The organism is Micromonospora musae, assembly GCF_003626635.1.
Lineage (GTDB): Bacteria > Actinomycetota > Actinomycetes > Mycobacteriales > Micromonosporaceae > Micromonospora > Micromonospora musae.
Map to the genome: position 1 here is coordinate 20,704 of NZ_RAZT01000013.1, position 19,470 is coordinate 40,173.

20 protein-coding genes are annotated in these 19,470 nt (G+C 72.1%); 16 read left to right on the top strand and 4 right to left on the bottom strand.

Annotation, left to right across the window (positions count from 1 at the left end):
• Positions 1–13 precede the first annotated feature (13 nt).
• From D7044_RS24130 to ffh, 3 genes are all read left to right on the top strand, one after another.
• The gene (locus D7044_RS24130) at positions 14–1,141 is read left to right on the top strand and encodes a sensor histidine kinase (protein WP_233563119.1); all 1,128 of its coding nucleotides are present in this window, start codon (positions 14–16) and stop codon (positions 1,139–1,141) included.
• On the top strand, positions 1,138–1,794 hold the full coding sequence (locus tag D7044_RS24135) for a response regulator transcription factor (protein ID WP_120690293.1): 657 nt from the start codon (positions 1,138–1,140) through the stop codon (positions 1,792–1,794). Before D7044_RS24130 ends, D7044_RS24135 begins: the two co-directional genes overlap by 4 nt.
• 154 nt (positions 1,795–1,948) lie before the next feature.
• Positions 1,949–3,490 carry a signal recognition particle protein gene (ffh, locus tag D7044_RS24140; protein ID WP_120677280.1) on the top strand — a complete coding sequence of 514 codons (1,542 nt, stop codon included), beginning with the start codon at positions 1,949–1,951 and terminating at the stop codon, positions 3,488–3,490.
• Here ffh and D7044_RS24145 read toward each other — a convergent pair.
• The 4 genes from D7044_RS24145 to D7044_RS24160 all read right to left on the bottom strand — a co-directional run bounded on the left by D7044_RS24145 (position 3,456) and on the right by D7044_RS24160 (position 8,946).
• Positions 3,456–4,709 carry a hypothetical protein gene (locus tag D7044_RS24145; RefSeq protein ID WP_147434712.1) on the bottom strand — a complete coding sequence of 418 codons (1,254 nt, stop codon included), beginning with the start codon at positions 4,707–4,709 and terminating at the stop codon, positions 3,456–3,458. The two genes, ffh and D7044_RS24145, sit on opposite strands and share 35 nt — an antisense overlap.
• Positions 4,710–4,740: 31 nt before the next feature.
• Positions 4,741–6,450, bottom strand: coding sequence for a hypothetical protein (locus D7044_RS24150; protein ID WP_120690295.1), 1,710 nt, complete (start codon positions 6,448–6,450; stop codon positions 4,741–4,743).
• Positions 6,447–8,555, bottom strand: a complete 2,109-nt coding sequence (locus D7044_RS24155) for an NB-ARC domain-containing protein (RefSeq protein ID WP_120690296.1) — start codon at positions 8,553–8,555, stop codon at positions 6,447–6,449. Before D7044_RS24155 ends, D7044_RS24150 begins: the two co-directional genes overlap by 4 nt.
• A 64-nt stretch (positions 8,556–8,619) precedes the next feature.
• Positions 8,620–8,946 carry a hypothetical protein gene (locus D7044_RS24160; protein WP_120677272.1) on the bottom strand — a complete coding sequence of 109 codons (327 nt, stop codon included), beginning with the start codon at positions 8,944–8,946 and terminating at the stop codon, positions 8,620–8,622.
• 586 nt (positions 8,947–9,532) lie between these two features.
• On the opposite strand from D7044_RS24160, the gene D7044_RS24165 reads away from it, so the two are divergent.
• The 13 genes from D7044_RS24165 (at position 9,533) to D7044_RS24225 (ending at position 19,396) form a co-directional block, all read left to right on the top strand.
• Positions 9,533–10,612, top strand: a complete 1,080-nt coding sequence (locus D7044_RS24165) for an amidohydrolase family protein (protein ID WP_120690297.1) — start codon at positions 9,533–9,535, stop codon at positions 10,610–10,612.
• Positions 10,613–10,789: 177 nt separating this feature from the next.
• The gene (proS, locus tag D7044_RS24170; RefSeq protein ID WP_120690298.1) at positions 10,790–12,196 is read left to right on the top strand and encodes a proline--tRNA ligase; all 1,407 of its coding nucleotides are present in this window, start codon (positions 10,790–10,792) and stop codon (positions 12,194–12,196) included.
• A gap of 69 nt (positions 12,197–12,265) precedes the next feature.
• On the top strand, positions 12,266–12,913 hold the full coding sequence (locus D7044_RS24175; protein ID WP_120690299.1) for a ribonuclease FAU-1 family protein: 648 nt from the start codon (positions 12,266–12,268) through the stop codon (positions 12,911–12,913).
• Positions 12,914–13,244: 331 nt separating this feature from the next.
• Positions 13,245–13,691 carry a 30S ribosomal protein S16 gene (rpsP, locus tag D7044_RS24180; RefSeq protein ID WP_120677264.1) on the top strand — a complete coding sequence of 149 codons (447 nt, stop codon included), beginning with the start codon at positions 13,245–13,247 and terminating at the stop codon, positions 13,689–13,691.
• Positions 13,666–13,926 carry an RNA-binding protein gene (locus D7044_RS24185; RefSeq protein ID WP_199716757.1) on the top strand — a complete coding sequence of 87 codons (261 nt, stop codon included), beginning with the start codon at positions 13,666–13,668 and terminating at the stop codon, positions 13,924–13,926. The genes rpsP and D7044_RS24185 overlap by 26 nt, the downstream gene beginning before the upstream one ends.
• A 2-nt stretch (positions 13,927–13,928) precedes the next feature.
• Positions 13,929–14,483, top strand: a complete 555-nt coding sequence (gene rimM / locus D7044_RS24190) for a ribosome maturation factor RimM (RefSeq protein WP_199716762.1) — start codon at positions 13,929–13,931, stop codon at positions 14,481–14,483.
• Positions 14,484–14,522: 39 nt separating this feature from the next.
• A complete protein-coding gene (trmD, locus tag D7044_RS24195) occupies positions 14,523–15,296 on the top strand; it encodes a tRNA (guanosine(37)-N1)-methyltransferase TrmD (protein WP_120677258.1) in 774 nt (257 codons plus the stop codon).
• A gap of 143 nt (positions 15,297–15,439) precedes the next feature.
• Positions 15,440–15,796, top strand: coding sequence for a 50S ribosomal protein L19 (gene rplS, locus D7044_RS24200; protein ID WP_120677256.1), 357 nt, complete (start codon positions 15,440–15,442; stop codon positions 15,794–15,796).
• Between the two features lie 181 nt (positions 15,797–15,977).
• Positions 15,978–16,850: a signal peptidase I gene (lepB, locus tag D7044_RS24205; RefSeq protein WP_120690300.1), complete on the top strand. Its 873-nt coding sequence runs from the start codon at positions 15,978–15,980 to the stop codon at positions 16,848–16,850.
• Positions 16,851–16,860: 10 nt separating this feature from the next.
• Entirely contained in the window at positions 16,861–17,493 is a 633-nt protein-coding gene (gene lepB / locus D7044_RS24210) for a signal peptidase I (RefSeq protein WP_120677251.1), read from the top strand.
• 48 nt (positions 17,494–17,541) lie between these two features.
• The gene (locus D7044_RS24215; protein ID WP_120690367.1) at positions 17,542–18,108 is read left to right on the top strand and encodes an NUDIX hydrolase; all 567 of its coding nucleotides are present in this window, start codon (positions 17,542–17,544) and stop codon (positions 18,106–18,108) included.
• Positions 18,102–19,076 carry a ribonuclease HII gene (locus tag D7044_RS24220; RefSeq protein ID WP_120690301.1) on the top strand — a complete coding sequence of 325 codons (975 nt, stop codon included), beginning with the start codon at positions 18,102–18,104 and terminating at the stop codon, positions 19,074–19,076. Before D7044_RS24215 ends, D7044_RS24220 begins: the two co-directional genes overlap by 7 nt.
• On the top strand, positions 19,073–19,396 hold the full coding sequence (locus tag D7044_RS24225; protein WP_007075222.1) for a DUF2469 domain-containing protein: 324 nt from the start codon (positions 19,073–19,075) through the stop codon (positions 19,394–19,396). The genes D7044_RS24220 and D7044_RS24225 overlap by 4 nt, the downstream gene beginning before the upstream one ends.
• The last annotated feature ends 74 nt before the right edge of the window (positions 19,397–19,470 follow it).

The following is a 19,470-nucleotide window of genomic DNA, read 5'->3' on the forward strand; positions in this document are numbered from 1 at the left end:
CGGGAGGAGCGGCGTGGAGCGCAGACGTTCCGGGTGGCGGGAGACCGCCGCCGACGTACCGCTCGCCCTCGCGCTGCTCGCCGTGGGGCTGGTCGGCACCGGGCCGGCCACCGCCGAGCAGGGCGTGACGGCCGACGGCGCGGCGTACGCGCCGGTGGTGGTTGCCGCGCTGGCGCTGGCCGTCCGACGCCGATGGCCGTTCGGCACGCTGGCGGTGACCGTGCTGGCGGCCACGGCGTACCTGGTGCTCGGCTACCCGTACGGGCCGATCCTGCTGTCGCTGCTCGTCGCGGTCTACACCGTCGCTGCGCACCGTGCGCTGCGGCCGGCGGCGATCGGCGCCGCGGTCGCGCTCGCGTTGTTGACCGTGCACGTCTTCGTCGGTCCCAGCTCGCCGGGGTTGCTGGGGTTGATGCCCGCCGCGGCGTGGGTGGTGGTGCCGTTCGCGGTGGGGAGCACGGTGCGGCTCAGCCGGGAGGCCGCCGCCCGCGGCCGGGCGGAGGAGGCCCGCCGGCTGGCCGACGGGGAACGGCTGCGGGTGGCCCAGGAGGTGCACGACGTGGTGGGGCACGGCCTGGCCGCGATCCACATGCAGGCCGAGATCGCGCTGCACCTGCTGGAGAAGCGGCCCGAGCAGGCGCACACCGCGCTCGCCGCGATCAGCGGCACCAGCAAGGAGGCGCTCGACGAGCTGCGGGTCACGCTCGCGGTGGTCCGCCGGGGCGGCGACGCGGCCGAGCGCGCACCGGCGCCGGGGCTGGGTCAGGTGCCGGCGCTGCGGGAGCGGCTGGCCGGCGCCGGGCTGCCGGTCACCGTGCGGACCGAGGGGGAGCCGTCGGCGCTGCCGGTCGCGCTGGACCTGGCCGCTTACCGGGTGGTCCAGGAGTCGTTGACCAATGTGCTGCGGCACGCCGGCCCGGCGACCGCCGCGGTGCGGATCCGGTACGCCCCGACGGAGGTCGAGGTGGAGGTGACCGACACGGGTCGCGGCGTCGCCGAGGCCGGGCGCGTTCCGGCCGGCTCCGGGCTGGCCGGCATGCGGGAACGGGTCACCGCGCTGGGCGGGTCGTTCGCGGCCGGCCCCGCCGCCGACGGCGGTTTCCGGGTGCACGCGAGGCTGCCGCTGGAGGAGCGCTCATGATCAAGGTGTTGATCGCCGACGACCAGGACCTGGTGCGGCTCGGGCTGCGGGCCCTGGTGGAGAGCGAGGAGGGCCTGGCTCTCGTGGGAGAGGCCGCGGACGGGCTGGCCGCCGTGGAGGTCGCCCGGCGGGAGTGCCCCGACGTGGTCCTGATGGACGTCCGGATGCCCGGGGTGGACGGCATCGAGGCGACCCGCCGGATCGTGGCCGACCGGGAGCTGGCCGGTACCCGGGTGATCGTGCTGACCACCTTCGAGCTGGACGAGTACGTCTTCGACGCGTTGCGCCACGGGGCGAGCGGGTTCCTCACCAAGGACACCCGGCCGGCCGAGCTGCTCCGGGCGATCCGGCTGGTGGCCGAGGGGGAGGCCCTGCTCTCGCCCTCGGTGACCCGGCGGGTGGTGCGGGAGTTCGCCACCCGCCCCGCCCGGGCGCCCCGCCCGCACCCTCGGCTCGGCGCGCTGACCGACCGGGAGCGCGAGGTGGTGGGGCTGGTCGGTGAGGGGCTGAGCAACGAGGAGATCGCCGGGCGGTTGGTGGTCAGCCCGGCCACGGCGCGTACCCACGTCAGTCGGGCGATGGTCAAGCTCGCCGCCCGCGACCGGGCTCAGCTGGTCGTCTTCGCGTACCAGTCCGGCCTGGTGCGTTCGTGACCGGCTCACCGCGACGAGGCCGGGGCGGTGGCCGATCGCGGGGCTGGGCCGGTGGGAAGCACCGGGAAGGCGGGACGGTTACCCTTGCGGTGGCCGGCCACGTGCGCGCCGGCCGGCTCGTACCCGCCGAAACACTGACAAACGGGATGTTCGCGTGTTTGACACCTTGAGTGACCGCCTCTCCGGGATCTTCACCAAGCTCCGCGGCAAGGGTCGGCTCACCGACGCCGACATCGACGCCACCGCGCGCGAGATCCGCCTCGCGCTGCTGGAGGCGGATGTCGCGCTGCCGGTCGTCAAGGGTTTCATCGCCAACGTCAAGGAGCGGGCGCGCGGCGCGGAGGTCTCGCAGGCGCTGAACCCGGCCCAGCAGATCATCAAGATCGTCAACGACGAGCTGGTCAACGTCCTCGGCGGCGAAGGCCGGCGGCTCCAGTTCGCCAAGCAGCCGCCGACCGTGATCATGCTGGCCGGTCTCCAGGGTTCCGGTAAGACCACCCTCGCCGGCAAGCTGGCCCGCTGGCTCAAGGCCCAGGGGCACCAGCCCCTGCTCGTCGCCGCCGACCTGCAGCGTCCCAACGCCGTCGGGCAGCTCCAGGTGCTCGGTGGCCGTGCCGGCGTCGAGGTGTACGCCCCGGAGCCCGGCAACGGCGTCGGCAACCCGGTCCAGGTGGCTCGGGACTCGATCGAGCACGCCCGACGGGCGGCCCGCGACATCGTCATCGTCGACACCGCCGGTCGGCTCGGTATCGACGCCGAGATGATGCAGCAGGCCGCCGACATCCGCGACGCGGTCGACCCCGACGAGGTCATCTTCGTCATCGACGCGATGGTCGGTCAGGACGCGGTGCGTACCGCCGAGGCGTTCCGCGACGGGGTGGGCATCACCGGCGTCGTCCTGTCGAAGCTCGACGGTGACGCCCGCGGTGGTGCGGCCCTCTCCGTCCGGGAGGTCACCGGGCAGCCGATCCTCTTCGCCTCCACCGGTGAGAAGCTCGAGGACTTCGACGTCTTCTACCCCGACCGAATGGCCAGCCGGATCCTCGGCATGGGCGACGTTCTCACTCTGATCGAGCAGGCCGAGGCGGCCTTCGACACCGATCAGAAGGAGAAGATGACCGCCAAGCTGATGGGCGGGGAGCAGTTCACCCTGGAGGACTTCCTCGATCAGCTCATCGCGGTCCGTCGGATGGGCCCGATCGCCAACGTGCTGGCCATGATGCCCGGCATGGGGCAGATGAAGGACCAGCTCGCCGACCTGGACGACAAGCACTTCGACCGGGTCACCGCGATCATCCGGTCGATGACCCCGTCCGAGCGCACCAACCCGAAGATCATCAACGGCTCCCGCCGGGCGCGTATCGCCAACGGCTCCGGGGTCACCGTGATGGACGTCAACCAGCTGCTCAACCGCTTCGCCGACGCGCAGAAGATGATGAAGCAGATGGGCGGCATGATGGGCCTGCCCGGCGGGCGGCGCAAGGCGACCAAGTCGCCGAAGAACAAGCGCAAGGGCACGAAGGGCGGCGGTCGTCCCCGCACCGGCGCCGGGCTGCCCGGCGGCTTCCCGGGCGGAATGCCGCAGCTGCCGGCCGGGATGGACCCGAACGATCTCGCGAACCAGGGGCTGCCGCCCGGCTTCAAGCTGCCGAAGATCGACTTCAACAAGTTCGGCAAGGGGGAGAAGCGCGGCTGATCGACGTCTCCGGCGCGTCCGGCCGTGACGGCTCCCGGCGTGCGGACGCGCCGGGACAGCGGTCGAAGTAGTACGGCAGCCACTGCCGGCAGAACGCGGCGAACGGGGTGGCGGCCGGGCAGACCCGCCGGCTGAAGCCGGAGAGCGAGGCGACGTCCCGCCGCTCGGTCTCCCCGAAGAGCCCGATCGTGACGGCGAAGACGCCCCGCCGGGCGGCCGCCTGGACGCCGGCGGCGAGCACTTCGGCATCCAGGGCGTCCTCGTCGGCGTTCCTGCCGATCAACTCGCCCGCCACCGCCGGCAGGACGTTGTTGCAGAGCACGGTGATCAGCTTCGGGTTGGGTGCCAGGTCGATGACCGGGGACGCGTACCCGGCCCGGTTCACGAAGGCCTCCGTGAAGGGCAGCAGCACCCGGGTCGTACCCCAGTCGGCGACGAGCCGCACCGCCGTCGCCGAGGACTCGGCGACCAGGCGGAGGTGCGTGGCGAGCAATGCGTACCGCAGGCGCGGGTGCCGGGCCAACCGCTGGGCCAGGTGCACCTCCTCGTCCGTGAAGCACAGCCGAGCCAGCAGATACAGACGGGCCAACTCCCCCACCTCGACCCGGGTGAGCCGCGCGTCGACCGGCCCGTCGTGCGCCCCCGCGCGGCCGGCCGCGGGACCCTTCCCGAGGTGACCGGCGCGGAGGTCGTCGTGGAACGCGGCGAGGACGCTCTCCACGGTGGGGGTCGCGGCCTCCGGTGCCGGACGGGCACGTTCGACGAGTTCCGGCCAGGCCGTGGCGAGCAGGCGCATCGCGTCCCGGCACGCTTCGGAGGGTGAGCTGCCCTTCTTCGCAGCCAGCAGGTCGATGCTGCGGAGCAGGAGATCGGCGGGGGAACCCGGACCGGTCGTCGTGCGGGCCCGCTCCAGCGTCGCCCGGGTGCTCCGCTCGGCCGCCACGGTGAAGTAGTCGTCCAGGTCGTCGTGGTCGGCCGCTCCGAAATGGACCGCCACGGGCTTCGCCCGCACGACCCGCCGCCAGTACTGCTCCCGCAGCACGACCGGATCCGCGGCGATCGCGTCGAGGCCGTCCGGATCCCGGTCTGGGTCGCCCGGCGGCAGACCGCTTCGCACCAGCGACCGTACGAAGTGGTCGTTCTCCACGACCACCTGTGCCGGGGCGCTGCGCAGCCACACCTCGGACGCCAACTTGGCCGTCTGCATCTCCTCGTTCACGCACCGCAGGTACGACTCGAGCCCCCGCCGATCAGGGCGCATCGGACTCGCGCTCCGGGACGTCCGGGGCCACCAGGCCCAGATACAGCGTGAACAAGCGTGCCGCGAGGTCCCGGCCCTGCGCGCCGAGCACGAGCAGGTCGGTGGCGAGGGCCGCGCTGAGCGCACCGAACGCGCTCGCCGTGACGAGGGAGTCCTCGTCCTCGGTGCGCTCCGCGGTACGCGCGAGATCCACGACGAAGCGGTGCAGCGAGCGGACGACCCGGTGCCCGTCGGTCGGCCCCCAGACCGGGTCGACGTACCCGGAGGGCTCGGCGCTCCCCATGGCCCGGTCCAGGGTCCGCAGACCGTGGAGCAGCTCCTCGACGCTCCGGTCGAACGGCAGGCGGACGGGTGCGGGCGCACCCCGCCCGATCCGGTCAGCCCGCAGCCGCGTCACGAAGTGACGGATCCGTTCCGGTGCCAACTCCCGGATCACGATGCGGGCTCGCTTACGGTCCTCCTCGCTCAGGTCCGCGTAGAGCGGCATGCTGAGCGGGCCCTGCAGGTCGTACTGCACGCGCAGCACCAGTCGTTCCACGGCCGGCGCGTCACCGTCCCGGGAGCCGGCCAGGGTGGCCTCGCGAAGCCGGTTGAGCGAGACCCCCTCGCTCAGGCGCGCGTACCAGCCGTGCAGGCCGTCACCTTCGAGGAGGTGCCGGTCCGGATCGACCACGAGGTCGGGCCGGCTGACCGAGAGCCGCAACGCGTCGACGATCTCCGTCGCTTCGCTGCGCAGCGCCGCCAGGAAGCCGGGGCCGACCACCCCGGAGAGCAACGACCTGTCGAGGTCCGTACCGATCAGGTCCCCGACCCCGAGCCGGTCCGCGCCGTCGTCGGTGCGGTGGAAGGACGCCATGATCGCGCTTCGCGGGGCTCCGGTGGAGGTCCGGTAGCGGTGATGGACCAGTCGGCTCGCAGCGAAGATGGTGTGACACGGAAACGGCAGGTCCTTGAGGTGGACGACCCGGGGCAGTCGGTCGTCGTAGAAGCGCGCCTGGGCTTCGAGCGCCTCGTCGACCCGGGTGCGGGTCGGGAAGATGCAGCTGTCCTCGTCGCTCCACGCCTCACCCCGCGGCCCCACCTGACACTGCCGGAAGAGCCGGTTCGTGCGCGGAAGATAGGTGAGCCCCTGCCCGGCGGGGCCGCGCTCCGTTCCCGACGTCCACGTGACGATCACCTTGAACTCGTCCATGAACGGGTTGTTGTCGATGTGCAGCGTGTTGTCCCGGGCGACGACGTCGAGCGGCTGGGTGTCCTTGGCGCGCAGGTCGACGATCTTCACGGGCCCGCCGAGGATGTGGGCGATGAGCGCCACCAGGAGCGGATGGGCGAAGGCCTCCCGGAAGTGTGGATCGCCGACCAGCAGGCTGGACTGAGCCGCGTTCAGGTAGCTGTGCAGCGAACCGCGGCTGCCCTCGGCACGCATCGCCGAGTCGTACGCCGTTCGCGCCCGCACGAACCGTGGTGCCGGCACCAGCCCGGTGAAGCTCAGCGCGCCCTCGCCGGCGAGGTTCGCGCTCATCGAGACGAACGCGTCCGCCAGGAGGTCTCCCGCCTCCTGCTCCCGGCACGCCTGCCTGACCAGCTCCTCGACCTCGCGGCGGAAGTCGGCGCTCTCCCGCGGCCGGCGTAGCTGCCGGTACGCCATCGGGCTGGCCAGTTCCTCGGCCGGGACGAGGGGTGCGTAGCGCGGACTCATGGCGTCACCGTCCCGATCACAACCGTCGACTGGGTCAGGTCGGGGTAGCGTTCGAGGCCCGCCAGGGCGCGTCGAACCTCGTCGCCCGCGCCCTCGTCGCCCAGCTCGCCGTAGGCGCTCTCGAGCTGCTGCAGGATCGTCCGCACCGACCGGGCGTTACCGAGGGACTCCTCCACCCGCCAGGCGCGCTCGAGCCAGGTGCACCCCTCCTCGAGGTCGCCGGAGCGCAGACCCACCTCGCCGAGCAGGCGCAGCGCCAGCGCCCGGCCGTAGGCGTTGCCCCGGTCCTCGCAGATCGAGAGGCTGCGCAGCCCGAGCGCCTGCGCCCAGGCGTGATGCCCCAACTCGTTCAGCGCGCGGGCGGCGTCGTACAGCGCACGCGCCTCGCGTACCGGATTGTCGGTCCGGCGGGACTCGCGGGCCGCGCGTACGCCCCACCGGAGCGCCTCACCGTGCTGACCCGAGCGGAGCGCGAGCTCCGCCATCGCGTGCTGGGCGGAGGCCACCCCGGTCTCGTCGCCCTGCGCGGCGTCCAGCGCCATCGAGGCGTGCAACTCCTCCTTCGCCTCCGCGAGCCGCCCGGCGTCGGCGAGGGCCCGGCCGAGCGCGCGCCGCGACAGAGCCTCCATCGCCGTATCGCCCGCGACCGCCGCGGCGACGGCCGCTTCCTGGACGGAGAGCGTCCTCGTCACGTCCTGCCGCCAGTAGAGGAACGTGTTCACCGACCGCGCGAACCGGGTGACGAACGGGAACTCCCCGGCTGACTCGGCCTCCTCGATCAGGTGGTTGATCGCGGGAGTGAGCGACTCGAACCAGGCCAGCGCCTCGGCCACGGTGAAGCGTGCCGTGGCGGCGATGCCCGCCGTCTCCTCGTCGAGTCGCAGCGGGTGCCGGTGAGGGTCGACGGCGGAGTCGGCGGCGTAGCTGAGCGCCAGGTAGACCGTGCGGACTCGCCGGCCGACCTCGGCCTGCTCCTCGTCGCTCATCACCCGCGAACGCGTCTCGGCGAGGTAGGCCTTGATGATGTCGTGCATGCGGTAGTGGCCCACGGTGACCTCGTCGACGAGGGAGGCCATGCAGAGGGCCTGGAGCATGCGGTCACAGTCGCGCGTGGGCACGTCGAGGATCAGGGCCAGCACCGACAGCGAACATTCGTTGCTCGGCAGCATCGACGCGATGTAGAGGACCCGCTTCGTCGACGCGTCCAGGTCCTCCACCGACCACGAGATCACCCGACCGACCTCGATGCCCAGCCCGGCCCCGTCGAGGAAACGGAGCGGACTGCGCTCCGATTCGATTCCGCGTACGGCGTCCCGGACCGTCCAGCTGGTGTGGATGGCGAGCTTCGCGGAGACGATGGCGAGCGCCAGCGGATGGCCCTCCAGGAGCTCGACGATGCGCCTCGCGCTGCTGTCGCCCTTCGTGACGCGGATGAAGCCGACCCGTTCCGCGAGCAGCTCGACCCCCTCGTCGGTGGTGAGCAGGGGAAGCTTGAGCACCTTCGCCTCGTGCCGGACACTCATCTCCGGAATGGCGCGACGGCTGGTGACCACCAGGCCGGAGCCGAAGCCCGGAACGAGGTCCCGCACCTGGTCGTAGGAGCCCACGTTGTCGACGACGACCAGGCAACGCCTGCCGGCGGTGGCAGCCCGGAACACCCCGCCCCACTCGTCCTCGTTGTCGGGCAGGTCGGCCCGCTTGATCCCGAGCGTGGCCAGGAAGGTGCGGACCGCGTCCCGGGCCTCGATCCGTGGCGTCCCCGAGTAGGCGCGCATGTCGACGAAGAACTGGCCGTCCGGGTAGTTGTCGATGCGCGAACTCGCCCACGCGAGCGCGAGCGTCGTCTTCCCCGACCCGGCCAGGCCCCAGAGCATGCAGGAGCGGGATCCGGTGCCCTCCATGGCCTCGTCCATCGCCTGCAGCAGATGGTGCCTGCCGACGATTCTTCCGATGCCGCCCGGGAGCATGTGCGGCCGATTGGCCGACCAGACCGTCGAATGCGGTTGCTGAACGTAGATCGCGCCGGAGCTGCCCACCTGGAGGACCTGGTTCGCCGCGACTCCTCTGGCAACGTTCTGCGGCGAGTTCTCGGCGACGGGGTCCATGCCTCTGTCCTCCCGGTGCAGCGTCCTTTCGCGACGATCGACGGCGCTCGCTCCGCGCGCCCGACTACATGGTGACGTCTCCGACGTTCTGGGCCTGGATCAGTTTTCCGACGTTGCTGGAGTTCACCGTGTTGGTCGCTGCGGCCGGGGCGGCTACGTGCCGCAGCGCCCGCAGGAACTCCGGATCCTCGGCCGCGTACCGGGTGAGGACCGCGCCGAGCCGTGCGGTCTCCTCCTCCGAGGGGGTTCCCTGCGCGGTCCGGTCGAGGGCGCGCACGACCTCCTCCGGCTCGTCCTTCCTGGTGAAGCGCTGTCGAATCGCCTCGACGAGGGCGGCCCCCGAACCCTCCGCGATCTTGACTAGTGCCGCGGCAACGATGGCCTCGATCATTTCGCGCCTCCTGAACGGTCGACGTGGATGGCGATCGGCGCGGTATCGGTGTCGGGGCCGCCGGTCCCGGCGCGGATATCGGGGAAACGCCGAGGGGAAGCCTGAACGCGCGTCGCGCTCCGGTGCCGGGCATCCGATTCTTCTGCGGTCACTGGTGGCCGTTGGGCCAGTCGTGCGGGAAGGGCGGGAAGGGGTGGATGGTGCGCGGAGGCAACATTACCGAGTGGCGCGACCCGAAGAAAGCCTCGCGTTGTCGAGCTGCGCTGGCCCGGACGTTGATCCGCGCCGCCACCAGGGAAGGCGTCCCGGAACAGTCGGGAATGCGCGTGACGTGACTCAATGGCGGCCGCGACGGGAACCCGCGATTATTGCCGCCCTTGTCGGATATTCGACAGGCAGCCACTTGTTTCGGATCGCGATTGGCGAAGGAGCATTCCGGCCGGACTCCGGCCGTATCGGGTCCACCATGATCGTCGGGCGCTTCCCGCGTCGTCGTCCGCGCGCTCCCCGGGTTCGAAGTTCCGCGGGTGAGTACGAACGCGGACCCGACGGCCGCGGCCCAGGACGATCCGGTAGGACTGTGCACATGGCTCTGCATGTGCGCGGTGTGCTGCTTCCGGACGACGAGGTCCGCGACCTGTGGCTGGTGGGTGACCGGGTCACCTTCGAGCCGGTGCCCGGCGCCGAGACGGTGGCCGACGGGGGCTTCGTGCTGCCCGGGCTGACCGACGCGCACTGCCACATCGGCATCGCCCGCGGCGGGGCTCCGATCACCTCCGTCGACCAGGCCCGCGAGCTGGCCCGTATCGACCGCGACGCCGGGGTGCTCGCCATCCGCGACGCCGGCTCCCCGTACCCGTACCCCGAACTCGACGACGCGGAGGACCTGCCGCGCCTCGCCCGCGCCGGCCGGCACGTCGCCCCGCCCAAGCGCTACCTGCGGGACATCGGGGTGGAGGTCGGCGCCGGCGAGGTGGCCGCCACCGTGGCCGAGCAGGCCGGGGCCGGCAACGGCTGGGTGAAGCTGGTCGGGGACTGGATCGACCGGGGAGTGGGTGACCTCGCGCCGGCGTGGGACGCGGAGACCATGACCGCCGCGGTCGAGGCGGCGCACGCCGCCGGAGCGCGCGCGGCGGTGCACACCTTCTCCGAGTCGGCCGTGGAGATCATGGTGCGCGCCGGGGTGGACTCGGTCGAGCACGGCACCGGCCTGAGCGTGGAGCTGGTCGACCTCATGGCGCGGCAGGGCACCGCGCTGGTCCCCACGATGATCAACATTCGCACCTTCGGTGGCATCGCCGACCAGGCGCGCGGCAAGTTCCCCGGGTACGCCGACCACATGCTGGCCCTGCGCGACCGCTTCCCGACCGTGGTCCGGTCCGCGTACGAGGCGGGCGTGCCGATCTACGTGGGCACCGACGCCGGTGGCGGCATCGACCACGGGCTGGCCGCCGAGGAGATGCTGCTCCTGCACGAGCAGGCCGGGATGGCCGCCGTGGACGTGCTCGCGGCGGCCTCCTGGCGCGCCCGGGAGTGGCTCGGTTTCCCTGGCCTGGTCGAGGGCGGCCTCGCCGACCTGGTCGTCTACCCCGAGGATCCACGCGCCGACCTGCGCGTCGTCCGCACCCCCACCCGCATCGTGCTACGCGGCCGAGTGATCCGCTGACCCCCTGCCCTCTGCCCCCACCCCGGTGATCAAGAGGTTCGCGTCGGAATCCGTCGTGGTCCTGACGCGAAGCTCTTGATCAACGAGCTGGGCGGGCTGAGGGCGGGGTGGCGCGAGTCGGCGGGGTGGGTGGGGCGTGCCCGATGCCGGGGGTGGGGGCGCATAGGATGTGCGGTCATGGCACGCGTGCTCACTCCCCGTGCGGAGGACTTTCCCCGCTGGTACCAGGACCTGATCGCCAAGGCGAAGCTGGCCGACAACGGCCCGGTCCGAGGGACCATGGTGATCCGACCGGCCGGCTACGCCATCTGGGAGCGGATGCAGGCCGAGATGGACACGCGGATCAAGGCGGCCGGCGCGGAGAACGCGTACTTCCCGCTCTTCATCCCGGAGAACTACCTCAAGCGCGAGGCCGAGCACGTCGAGGGCTTCTCGCCGGAGCTGGCGGTGGTCACCCACGGCGGCGGCAAGCAGCTCGCCGAGCCGGTGGTGGTGCGCCCCACCAGCGAGACGGTGATCGGCGAGTTCATGGCCAAGTGGGTCGACTCGTACCGCGACCTGCCGCTGCTGCTCAACCAGTGGGCGAACGTGGTCCGCTGGGAGCTGCGCCCCCGGATCTTCCTGCGCACCAGCGAGTTCCTCTGGCAGGAGGGGCACACCGCGCACGCCACGCGGGAGGACGCGCGCGCGTACGCCCGGCGGATCCTGCACGAGGCGTACGAGGACCTGATGGTCAACGTGCTGGGCATCCCGGTGCTCGTCGGGCTCAAGACCTCCCGGGAGCGGTTCGCCGGGGCGATCGCCACCTACACCTGCGAAGGCATGACCGGCGACGGCAAGGCGCTGCAGCTGGGCACCAGCCACGAGCTGGGCCAGAACTTCGCCAAGGCCTTCGACATCACCTACTCCTCGGCCGAGGGCGGCCGGGAGCACGCCTGGACGACCTCCTGGGGCACCTCCACCCGGATGCTCGGCGGTCTGATCATGTGCCACGGCGACGACAACGGCCTGCGGGTGCCGCCGAGGCTGGCGCCGGTGCAGGCGTACGTCATGGTGGTCAAGGAGGGCGAGGGGGTCGGCGAGGCCGCCACCAAGCTGCGCGACGCGCTGCGCGACGCCGGCGTGCGGGTGGCGCTCGACGACCGCACCGACACCCCGTTCGGCCGCCGGGCCGTCGACGCCGAGCTGCGCGGCTACCCGGTACGCGTCGAGGTCGGCCCGCGTGACCTCGCCGCGGGCAACGCCGTGGTGGTCCGCCGTATCGACGGCACGAAGGCGCCGACGCCGGTCGCCGACGTGGTCGGCGCGGTGCTGGCCGCGCTCGACAGCGACCAGCAGGCGCTGCACGACGAGGCGCTGGCCTTCCGGGAGTCGCACACCACCGCGGTGAACACCCTCGCCGAGGCGATCGAGGCGGCCGCCACCGGCTGGGCCCGGGTGCCGTGGTCCGCGGTCGGCGCCGAGGGCGAGGCCGAGGCGAACGGCCAGGGCGTCACCGTGCGCTGCCTGCTGCGCGCCGACGGCTCGGTTCCCGACACCGAGGACGAGCCCGACCTGGTCGCGATCCTCGCCCGCTCCTACTGAGCCGAAAGGGCCCCTTCCCGACGCCTCCGGCGGCGGGCGGGGGCCCTGTCAACGACGGGGGTGGCTGGCGTGCGTTTCGAGCCGGGCCGGCTGATCGTGCACCGCAACGTCCGCCACGGCCGGATCGGCTGGGTCCGCCCGGTGCGGGTGGTCAGCGACGACGAGCGGGGCCTGCTGCTCTGGTTGGCCCGCGACACGCCGGTCGCCAGTGAGGTGACCGAGGCGGGGCGGGGCATGCGGGCGATGCCGTTCGCCGAGTGGATCACCTCGACGTACCGGCTGGAGGTCGGACGTTGGCACGGACCGCCGCTGCTGAAGTTCCTGCCGACGGGCGCCGCGCACTCGGTCTGGTGGTTCCGGGACGCGCGGGGCCGATTCGCCCACTGGTACGTCAACCTGGAGGAACCGGGCGTGCGCTGGGACGACGGCGCCGTCGCCGGGGTGGACGTGGTCGACCAGGACCTGGACGTGGTGATCTACCCGGACCGGAGCTGGCAGTGGAAGGACGAGGACGAGTTCGTCGAGCGGCTCGCCTACCCCGACGACTACTGGGTGACCGACGAGGCGGCGGTCCGCGCCGAGGGCAAGCGGGTGATCGCGCTCGCCGAGGCCGGTGACTTCCCCTTCGACGGGACGTGGCGTGACTTCACCCCACCCCCGGAGTGGGGCGTGCAGGACGCGCTGCCGGCCGGCTGGGACCGTCCCCCGGTGCGCTGACCGGCCGATCCTCCGGCCACGGCCTGCCCTCTTCCCGGGAGGCGGTGCGCCGGGACGGGGCGTCGGAGGGCCGATCCAGGTCGGGTCGCTGTGGTACGCCTCACCCCCGACGCGACCCGGAGAGGCTCGTAACGCCTCCGGTGTGAGAGATCGGCGTCGGATCTGGCAGAATGGGGCGCTGGTATCCGGCGCGCGTTCCGGCGCCCTCTAACCCGGGCGCGTCGCCAGTCCACCGAGTAGTCTCCGGCCCAACCCCACTGTGCCGGTCGGCGCTCACCCGTGCACACCGCCCCACCGGGGCAGGTGAGATCGCAACAGGAGCGAAACAACCGTGGCCGTAAAGATCCGGCTTCTGCGGATGGGCAAGATCCGCAACCCGCAGTACCGCATCGTCGTTGCCGACTCGCGCACCAAGCGTGACGGCCGGGCGATCGAGTTCGTCGGGATCTACCAGCCGAAGGAAGACCCTTCGGTGATCGAGGTCAAGTCGGACCGGGTCCAGTACTGGCTGTCCGTCGGCGCTCAGCCGAGCGAGGCGGTGCAGCGGCTGCTGGAGCTGACCGGTGACTGGCAGAAGTTCAAGGGCCTCCCCGCGCCGCCGCCGCTGAAGGTCGCCGCCGAGAAGGCCGACCGGACGGCCGCCTACGAGGCCGAGGCGAAGGCCGCGGCTGGGCTGGGCGAGCCCGAGGCGAAGCCGGCGAAGAAGGCGGCCAAGACCGCCGAGGCGCCGGCCCAGACCGAGGAGCAGGCCGGTGCGGACTCCGGCGAGCAGGCCTGACGTGGCACTGCGTCCCGCACTGGAGCACCTCGTCAAGGGGATTGTCGACCACCCGGACGACGTGCGCGTCCGGTTGATCGACTCTCGCCGGGGCAAGCGGCTCGAGGTCCGCGTGCACCCGGAGGACCTCGGCACGGTGATCGGGCGGTCCGGCCGGACCGCCAAGGCGCTGCGCCAGGTCATCGGCTCCATCGGCGGGCGCGGCGTACGCGTCGACATCGTCGACTCGTACTGATGCTGCTCATCGTCGGCAGGATCGGTAAGCCGCACGGGATCCGCGGTGAGGTCACCGTGGAGGTGCGGACCGACGAACCGGACGCGCGGTTCGCCCCCGGCTCAGTGCTTCGCACCGAGCCGGGGGCGACGCCCCGCACGTCGCCCGACGCCGGCCCCGGGGTGCCGTTCCGGGTCCCGGCCGAGCTGGTCATCGAGTCGGCCCGCTGGCACCAGGGGCGGCTCCTGGTCGCGTTCGAGGGTGTCCTCGACCGTGACGTCGCCGAGGCGCTGCGCGACACCCTCATCGGGGTGGACAGCTCCGAGGTCGCCGCTCCGGAGGACCCGGAGGAGTTCAACGACCACGAGCTCGTCGGGCTGAGTGTGGTCACCCCGACCGGTGAACGGCTGGGCGAGGTGGCCCGCATCGACCACGCGCCCTCCTCCGACCTGCTGGTGCTGCGCCGCCCGGAGGGGAAGACGGCGCTGATCCCGTTCGTCAAGGCGATCGTTCCCGAGGTCGACCTCGCCAACCGTCGCGTCGTCGTCGACCCGCCCGGCGGCCTGCTCGACCTGTAGGGCCGGTAGCCGGCCCTGGACCCGCTGGAGCACCCCGTCATGCGCGTCGACATCGTGTCGATCTTCCCCGAGTACTTCTCGCCGCTGGAGCTGTCGCTCATCGGCAGGGCCCGGGCCGGCGGCACGCTGCGGCTGGCCGTACACGATCTGCGGACCTGGACCCACGACGTGCACCGCACGGTCGACGACACCCCGTACGGCGGCGGACCGGGCATGGTGATGCGGCCGGAGCCGTGGGGGGAGGCGCTCGACGCCCTCGTTCCGCCGGAGGCGTCCCCGCCCCGGCTCCTGGTGCCGTCGCCGGCGGGCGCGCCCTTCACCCAGGCGATGGCGCACCAGCTCGCCGCCGAGGAGCACCTGCTCTTCGCCTGCGGCCGGTACGAGGGCATCGACCAGCGGGTGCTCGACCACGCGGCGACGCGGATGCCGGTCACCGAGGTCTCCCTCGGCGACTACGTGCTCTTCGGCGGCGAGGTAGCGGTGCTGGTGATCCTGGAGGCGGTGACCCGGCTGCTGCCCGGGGTGCTCGGCAACGCGGGCTCGCTGGACGAGGAGTCGCACGCCCACGGGCTGCTGGAGGCGCCGGTCTACACGAAGCCGCCGGGCTGGCGGGGGCATGACGTGCCCGAGGTGCTCCGCTCCGGCGATCACGGTCGGATCGCCCGCTGGCGGCGCGAGGAGGGGCTCCTGCGTACCGCCGCGCGCCGCCCGGACATGCTCGCCGAGATCGACCCGGAGAGCCTGGACAAGCGGGACCGCGCGGCGCTGGACCGGGCCGGATTTCAGCTGCCCCCGGGGGATGTGGCAAAGTAGAGGGGTTGCCGCAGCCGGCCGCGCCGCGGGCGGCTGCGAGGATCCTCGACCGGGGTCGGCTCGACCGACCGCCACCCGAGGATCAGAATCACCCATTCGCGCACCGACTGACGGTGCGCCGTGAGCCTTACGAGGACGCAGCGATGAACATCCTGGACGCCCTTGACGCCCAGTCGAAGCGGGTCGACCTTCCCGATTTCCGTGCCGGTGACACCGTTAAGGTGCACGCGCGGGTCGTCGAGGGCAACCGGTCCCGTGTCCAGATCTTCCAGGGCGTGGTCATCCGCCGCCAGGGTGACGGGCTGCGCGAGACCTGCACGGTCCGCAAGATCAGCTTCGGTGTCGGCGTCGAGCGGACCTACCCGCTGAACAGCCCGGCCATCGACCGGATCGAGGTCGTGACCCGCGGTGACGTCCGCCGGGCCAAGCTCTACTACCTCCGCGAGCTGCGGGGCAAGAAGGCCAAGATCAAGGAGAAGCGGGAGAAGCAGCCGAGCTGACTTCCCGCTCGCCACGCCTGAGCTGCAGCTATGCCGCGCCGGACCGGTCGCACTACCCTGGGCGGCGCGGGCGCAGCGAGGCCATCACCCCGCGACGTCGCGGGGAGTCGTTCACTGCCGCCCGTGGAGCCGCACCGAGGCTCCCGGGCGGTGGTGTCGTTTCTGGGGACTGGGGAGTGGCGTGGCGCAGTCGATTGACGAGGACGGCACCGTCGACCCGTGGCGCCGCCGGGTCCGCCGCAGCCGCCGCCAGATGCCGCTCTGGCAGGAGCTGCCGCTGCTGCTCGTGGTCGCGTTCTGCCTCGCGGTGCTGATCCGCACCTTCCTCCTCCAGGCCTTCTTCATCCCCTCCGGCTCGATGGAGGACACCCTCCTCGTCGGTGACCGGGTACTGGTCAACAAGGTCGTCTACGACGTACGCGACCCGGTGCGCGGCGAGGTGGTGGTCTTCCGGGGCACCGACAGGTGGGCGCCGCAGGTCGACGGGGAGCAGCAGATCGGCCTCGTCGGCAAGCTCGGCCGTACCGTGGGTGACCTGGTCGGGGTGAGCCGCCCCGGCGAGAAGGACTTCATCAAGCGGGTCATCGGCGTGCCGGGGGACCGGGTGCGCTGCTGCGACGAGCAGGGCCGGGTGACCGTCAACGGCACCCCGCTGGACGAGCCGTACGTCCTGGAGGACTCACCACTGGACGTCCCGCCCAACCCGAAGGAGTGCCGGTCGCGGCGCTTCGACGAGGTGGTGGTCCCACCCGGCCAGATCTTCGTGATGGGCGACCACCGGCTGGTGTCCCAGGACGCCCGCTGCCAGGGGCCGGTGCCGATCGACAACGTCATCGGACGGGCCTTCCTGGTGGTCTGGCCGTCGTCCCGGTGGAACGACCTCTCGGTCCCGGCGACCTTCGACGACGTGTCGGGCCCGGCCGTCGCGTCCCCTTCCGGCCCGCCTCCCGTGCGGCCGACCCCGCAGGGTGATGCGCTGCTGGTCCTGCCGCTGGCGATCGCGCTGGGCCGTTCTCGCGCGTTCCGGTCGGTGCCGTTCAGCCGGGCGTCGTAGGCTCCTTGGCGTGATTGACGAGCAGACCGACAAGCCGCGCAGCTCCTTCTGGAAGGAGCTGCCGATTCTGCTGGGTGTGGCGATCCTGGTCGCGGTGCTGGTGCGCTTCTTCGTGCTGCAGACCTTCTTCATCCCCTCCCAGTCCATGGAGAACACCCTCCAGATCGACGATCGGGTGCTGGTCAACAAGCTGGTGTACGACTTCCGGGCGCCGCACCGCGGCGAGATCGTCGTCTTCAAGGCGCCGGTCGAGTGGAGCGGCCGGGAAGGCGAGGACTTCATCAAGCGCGTCATCGGCGTCGGCGGGGACCACGTGATCTGCTGTGACGAGCAGGACCGCCTGACGATCAACGGTCAGCCGCTGGACGAGCCCTACATCTTCTCCGCCAACGGGCAGCAGGACCGGCCCGCGGACCAGGAGTTCGACATCACCGTGCCCGAAGGCCGGCTGTGGGTGATGGGCGACCACCGCTCGGCCTCCGGCGACTCGCTGGAGCACTGGCAGCAGTCCGGTCAGGACATCGACGCCGCGACCATCGACGAGGACGAGGTCGTCGGGCGGGCCTTCACCATCTTCTGGCCGGTCAACCGGGCGAAGTGGTTGAGCGTGCCGAAGCAGTACGACGGCATCCCGAACTCCTGACCCCGGGCGGGCGTGGGCGTTCGGCGGCCGGTCTGGCAGGCTGGGGCGGTGACCGTCTACACCCCTCGACACGCGGCCCGGGTGCTGTTGGTCGACGCGGACGGCCGGGTGCTGCTCTTCGCCGGCTTCGATCCGGCTCGTCCCGAGCACCGGTACTGGTTCACGCCGGGCGGCGGGCTCGACCCGGACGAGTCCCCGGCGGCCGGCGCGGCGCGGGAGCTGGCCGAGGAGACCGGGCTCCGGCTGCCCCCGGCCGAGCTGGGTGAGCCGGTCTGGCGGGAGACGGTCGAGTACCCCTTCGACGGGGTCTGGTACCGCCAGGAGCAGGAGTTCTTCCTGGTCCGGGTGTCGTCGTGGGAGGTGGACACGGCGGGCTTCAACGACATCGAGCAGGCGAGCGTCACCGGGCACCGCTGGTGGTCGGCCGCCGAGCTGACGGCGAGCGACGAGGTGTACTACCCGAGGGACCTGCCCGCCATCCTGTCCCGCGTGGCAGCCCCGGGCGACCCGGCCGGCGCGACCGTCGCGGAGGAGACCACCGGCGCGAACACCCCGGCCGGCGGGTCGAGCGCGGCCGACGCGGCCGGCGACCGCGTGGGCGGTGCGCCGTGCTGACCCCGCCGCGCACGATCGTGCGCCGGGAGGCCGGCCTGTACGCGCTGGAGCGGGCGCTGCAACGGCGTGGCTTCCGGTACGTGGCCGGTGCCGACGAGGCCGGTCGGGGCGCCTGTGCCGGCCCGCTGGTCGCCGCCGCCGCGATCCTCCCCGAGGGACGGCGCGGTGAGATCGAGGGCCTCGCCGACTCCAAGCTGCTCACCCCGGCTAGCCGGGAACGGATCTACGACGAGGTGGTGGCCCGGGCCCTCGCGTACGCCGTGGTGATCATTCCGGCCGAGGAGGTCGACGCCCGAGGGCTGCACGTGTCCAACCTCGCCGCGATGCGCCGGGCGCTCGCCTCGCTGAGTACCCGGCCGGAGTACGTGCTGACCGACGGTTTCGGGGTGGACGGCCTGGACGTGCCGGGCCTGGCGGTCTGGAAGGGCGACCGGGTGGCGGCCTGTGTGGCGGCCGCCAGCGTCCTCGCGAAGGTCACCCGGGACCGGATCATGGTGGAGCTGGACGGGACGTACCCGGCATACGGCTTCGCCGAGCACAAGGGTTACATCACGCCCGAGCACACCGCCGCGCTGCGGGAGCACGGCCCGTGCCGAGAGCACCGTTTCTCGTACGTGAACGTGGCGAGCGTGTCGGGTCGGGACGGCAGCCCGCCGCGTGCCCGGCGGCCGGTGAGCGCCGGCCGGCGGGCGAGCGTGCCCGAGGCCCCGGAGACCCTCTTCGGCGACGATCCCGGTGCGTTCCTCGCCCACGCCGGCGGAGAGCTCGGCGCGGCACCGGGTACGCGCCCCGGCGCCGATCCGGGGGCGCCTTCCGGCGACGGGACGGCGTCGTCCGCCGACGAGGCGCACGAGCCGATGGAGCGCTCTTGCCCGGCAGGGAGTACCGTCGGCGTGGCGTTGGGCGAGCGGCCTCGACCGTCGGCGCCGGTGGGGGAAGATGTGGTCATGGAAGGCGGAGAGCGATGAGCGCGGAAGATCTCGAGAAGTACGAGACCGAGATGGAGCTGCAGCTCTACCGGGAGTACCGCGACATCGTCCGCCAGTTCTCCTACGTCGTGGAGACCGAGCGCCGCTTCTACCTGGCGAACCAGGTCGACCTGCACGTGCGCAACTCCGACGGCGAGGTCTACTTCGAGGTCGAGATGCACGACGCCTGGGTGTGGGACATGTATCGTCCCGCCCGGTTTGTGAAGAACGTCCGGGTTATGACGTTCAAGGATGTGAACGTCGAGGAGTTGGAGAAGCCCGACATCTCGCTGCCCGCCGACTCCGGCTTCGGCGGCTGACCGGTACGCCCCCACCGGCGGCTCGCCGCCGGTCACCGCGACGTCGGCGTCCCCACCCGCCGCCGGAGCACTCC

Bases quoted from the DNA above. Each gene is read 5' to 3' on its own strand.
- D7044_RS24135 (WP_120690293.1), top strand. From the start codon at position 1,138: ATGATCAAGGTGTTGATCGCCGACGACCAGGACCTGGTGCGGCTCGGG.
- D7044_RS24150 (WP_120690295.1), bottom strand. From the start codon at position 6,450: ATGAGTCCGCGCTACGCACCCCTCGTCCCGGCCGAGGAACTGGCCAGC.
- D7044_RS24155 (WP_120690296.1), bottom strand. From the start codon at position 8,555: ATGGACCCCGTCGCCGAGAACTCGCCGCAGAACGTTGCCAGAGGAGTC.
- D7044_RS24160 (WP_120677272.1), bottom strand. From the start codon at position 8,946: ATGATCGAGGCCATCGTTGCCGCGGCACTAGTCAAGATCGCGGAGGGT.
- D7044_RS24165 (WP_120690297.1), top strand. From the start codon at position 9,533: ATGGCTCTGCATGTGCGCGGTGTGCTGCTTCCGGACGACGAGGTCCGC.
- proS (WP_120690298.1), top strand. From the start codon at position 10,790: ATGGCACGCGTGCTCACTCCCCGTGCGGAGGACTTTCCCCGCTGGTAC.
- trmD (WP_120677258.1), top strand. From the start codon at position 14,523: ATGCGCGTCGACATCGTGTCGATCTTCCCCGAGTACTTCTCGCCGCTG.
- rplS (WP_120677256.1), top strand. From the start codon at position 15,440: ATGAACATCCTGGACGCCCTTGACGCCCAGTCGAAGCGGGTCGACCTT.
- D7044_RS24225 (WP_007075222.1), top strand. From the start codon at position 19,073: ATGAGCGCGGAAGATCTCGAGAAGTACGAGACCGAGATGGAGCTGCAG.